This window comes from Mesorhizobium sp. M7A.F.Ca.CA.004.12.1.1, from assembly GCF_003997835.1.
Lineage (GTDB): Bacteria > Pseudomonadota > Alphaproteobacteria > Rhizobiales > Rhizobiaceae > Mesorhizobium.
Genome location: NZ_RZRK01000911.1, coordinates 1 through 2326 on the forward strand (window position 1 = coordinate 1; position 2326 = coordinate 2326).

Genomic DNA, 2326 nt, shown 5'->3' on the forward strand with positions numbered 1-2326 from the left:
ATCCTGAGAAAATCCGGCAGCGTCGGCCAAAGCCATGGCCGTACCAGGAATTCCAGGCTTGGGTGAACGGCGTGTGTAATGCCGGCCAGGTGAAACGCCCCGGCAACCACGGCGGCGCCGACCAGATAGGCGCCGTTCTGATAGAAGGCCATGACGGTGGACGATTCAGTATCGCCGATCTTGCGGGCCATCAGCTGCGAAAAACCATAGAGCGCCGCCGATCCCAGCGACAGCAGCGCTGCCCAGTCGAACAGCCCTGCGCCGGGGCGCAGCATCACGAGGACGCCGAACAAGCCGATCAGCACGGTTGCCAGTGTCTGCCAGGAGACGCGCTCGCCAAGGTAAGGTCCGGCCAGGACCATGATGAACAGCGGCGCCATGAAATAAAGCGCCACCGCATCGGCGAGCGGCAAAGCAGCGATGGCCAGGTAGTACATCGTATAGGAGGTGAACTGGATGAAGGCGCGCACCGTCAGCATGCGGAATCGCTTCGACAGGATCGCCCGCAAGCCGACATCGGCATGGACCAGAACGATCAGGATCGGCAGGGCGACGATCGAGCGGATCGCCATCACCTCGGTCACCGGATAGCCGCTCGACACGGCTTTGACGAGCGGATCCTGCAGCGAAAAGACCAGCACGCCGAGGCACAGGCTCAGGATGCCGCCCACCATCCGATTCTGCATCTGCATCCAGGCTCCTGCGCGTACGACCCGAAGCTGCCGCCTGCGGGGTAAAAAGAACCCGCCACCGTTTCGGGCAGCGGGCACGAGTGAGGACTCTTGATTGGTCCGCGGCTGATTTCGCAGCCGCATATCCAATGGGTATGGCGACTATCGTCCGCCGTTTGACATGTTGCAAACGAATTGGAATGATGCCAGCAATCAAATTCTCTTATGGCGGATTCCATGCGGCCGACCCTCGACAGCGACCTCCTGCGAACCTTCGTGGCGATTGCCGAGACCGGCAATTTCACCAAGGCGGCGGAGCAGGCCGGCCGCACCCAATCCGCGGTGTCGATGCAGATGAAGAAGCTCGAAGAGCTGATCGGCGCCAGCCTGTTCGAGCGCGGTTCGCGCGGCGTCGCGTTGACGCGGCGCGGCGGCGAACTCATCGTCAACGCCCGCCGCATTGTCTCGCTGCTCGACGAGACGTCGGCATCGATGGCGGCAGCGCCGCTTGGCGGGCCGGTGCGCATCGGCATTCCGGAGGAATATGGCCACGCCATCCTGTCGCGCGCGCTCGGCGCCTTCTCGAAGCGTCATACACAGGTCGAGGTCACCGTGCGCTATGCCCATTCCGGGGCACAGATGGCGGCGCTCGCTGCCGGCGAACTCGATCTGTGCGTGGTGTTCGAATGGCAGGATCCCGCCGGCGGCGAAGTGCTGATGCACGACCCGACCGTGTGGGTGACGTCGACCCTGCATCACATGCATGAGGAACAGCCGGTGCCGATCGCGCTCTACAACCGGGCCGGCTGGTGCAAGGACTTCGCCATCAAATCACTGGAGCAGCGCGATCTTGCCTATCGTGTCGCCTATACCAGCGACACCACCGGCGGCCTCAAGCTCGCCGTCACCTCCGGACTGGCGATCGCGCCGATTTCGCGCAGCAACATTCCGGACGGCTGTCGTGAACTGACCACCGCGGACGGATTCGGCGCCATCGATTCCTCCAACGTGGTGATGCACCGCAACCCCAATGCGTCAGGTGAGGCGATCGACGGCATGCAGGATGCGATCCGCGAAGCCTTCGTCAACAGGCTCAGTCAGCCGGCGGCATCCTCGTAGAAATGCAGCCTGTTGCCGAACGGATCGGCGACCGATACCTCGCGGGTCTTCCAAGGCGTATCTTCCACGCCCGGCCTGGCGAAGCGGTAGTTTTTGCCGATCAGTTCGCCATGAAGAGCGGTGATGTCCTCGACCTCGATGCGCAGGGCGATGCCGGGTGCACCGTCGCCATGATGTTCGCTGAGATGCAGAACGCAGCCGTCGCGGCCGACCGCCATGTAAAGCGGCGCGTCGTCGGCGAAGCGATGTTCCCACTGCACCTCGAAGCCGAGGAAGCCGACATAGAATTCACGCGCCTTGGCAATGTCGAAGATGCGCAGGATGGGTGTAACGGCGCCAAGTCTGGGCATGGTGGTGCAACCGCGCGAGAGGGTCTTTAGGTGGGATGGACGCGGGCGGCAATCCCTATGTTTTTTCGCAATTCCGGACGGAAAACCGCTTCACACTTTTCCTGGAATTGCTCTATTTCAGCTCGAGCAGCCGTTCCAGATAGCTGCGTTCGATGTCGGGGCTGAGCGCATTGCCGAGCCGTTTGC

The 2326-nt window shown here is 62.6% G+C and carries 3 protein-coding genes and 1 pseudogene; 2 read left to right on the forward strand and 2 right to left on the reverse strand.

Annotated features, from left to right (window positions below; genetic code table 11):
• Positions 1 to 686, reverse strand: a 686-nt coding sequence (locus EN984_RS31595; protein ID WP_164765788.1) for a DMT family transporter, incomplete at its 3' end; no start/stop codon positions are given.
• A 222-nt stretch (positions 687 to 908) separates the two neighbouring features.
• On the opposite strand from EN984_RS31595, the gene EN984_RS31600 reads away from it, so the two are divergent.
• Positions 909 to 1790: a LysR family transcriptional regulator gene (locus tag EN984_RS31600; RefSeq protein WP_127269182.1), complete on the forward strand. Its 882-nt coding sequence runs from the start codon at positions 909 to 911 to the stop codon at positions 1788 to 1790.
• Here EN984_RS31600 and EN984_RS31605 read toward each other — a convergent pair.
• Complete coding sequence (locus EN984_RS31605; protein WP_127269183.1) at positions 1769 to 2140, reverse strand: glyoxalase superfamily protein; 372 nt, start codon at positions 2138 to 2140, stop codon at positions 1769 to 1771. The two genes, EN984_RS31600 and EN984_RS31605, sit on opposite strands and share 22 nt — an antisense overlap.
• Here EN984_RS31605 and EN984_RS38365 point away from each other — a divergent pair.
• Positions 2139 to 2326 (forward strand): annotated as a pseudogene (locus EN984_RS38365) (hypothetical protein); the annotation flags it as partial. The gene EN984_RS31605 and the pseudogene EN984_RS38365 overlap by 2 nt on opposite strands.

Excerpts from the sequence above, each read along its gene's own strand:
- EN984_RS31605 (WP_127269183.1), bottom strand. The coding sequence starts at position 2,140 with ATGCCCAGACTTGGCGCCGTTACACCCATCCTGCGCATCTTCGACATT.
- EN984_RS31600 (WP_127269182.1), top strand. The coding sequence starts at position 909 with ATGCGGCCGACCCTCGACAGCGACCTCCTGCGAACCTTCGTGGCGATT.